General features: G+C 47.4%; 1 protein-coding gene. It reads right to left on the reverse strand.

Annotated features, from left to right (window positions below):
* Positions 1 to 76 precede the first annotated feature (76 nt).
* Positions 77 to 742, reverse strand: coding sequence for a DNA mismatch repair endonuclease MutH (gene mutH / locus KIV40_RS27595; RefSeq protein ID WP_285352394.1), 666 nt, complete (start codon positions 740 to 742; stop codon positions 77 to 79).
* Positions 743 to 850 lie beyond the last annotated feature (108 nt).

Here is an 850-nt window from a genome sequence, read left to right on the forward strand (position 1 = left end):
AGCCAGCGCTATTGCGATATAGAGCTTGCACTTAACCCACATTAAACTGGTGTCGGTAAGTAGTACTAACTCTCTGTTAAGCGTAGTGTTTTGTTAGTAAATGATGAGTAAACTGAGTTCTTAAGTAGAATCCGCGAGGTTTGGTTTTTATTGGCTTGCCACTCGCACCGTAGGCCTCGGTCAGCACTCGGCTGTGCGCTGCTTTTGGACGAAGATGCAGTGCTTCACCATGACGTGCCGTGATCTGCTCGACATTACCTAAAACGATCAACTCCATCAGTTCTTCCCAATCTCGCTTGAGAATCTCTTCTTCCTCTTTACTTGGCGTCCACAACAGCGGTGATCCTACGTGACGATCTGCCAGCGGGATCTCGCGCTCGCCCTCTACAGGGATCCACAGCACTTTAGAGAGTTTATTGCGGACGTGACTGGTTTCCCAAGTCAGGCCTTGAACACCCATCAGAGGAGCTACACACACAAAGGTGGTTTCTAATGGCTTACCACTATAACTGATCGGAATGCTTTTGAGCTCAATGCCTAAGTGCGCAAAGTCTTGTTCAGGCTTACTGCCTGCTGGCGCTCCTAAATGCCACTCCAAGAGTTGTCCAACCCAACCCTTATCTCGTTTAAGATCCTTGGGCATGGTCATCTCTGCTTCATCAGCCAGTTCTTGAAAGGTCATACCGGCAATGGCGTAGGCTCGTTCGAGCAGCTCTGCTTCCGTTTGTGGTTCAGGTTTCATAACACTTCGAGTTGGTAAAACGCCAATTTTATCAGATTCAAATGAAAATGCAGTGTGGTTAATAAATGATCACAGTGGCGATTTAGGGATCAATCCTATGGTTATCCA

This window comes from Vibrio sp. D173a, assembly GCF_030248475.1.

Excerpts from the sequence above, each read along its gene's own strand:
- mutH (WP_285352394.1), bottom strand. The coding sequence starts at position 742 with ATGAAACCTGAACCACAAACGGAAGCAGAGCTGCTCGAACGAGCCTAC.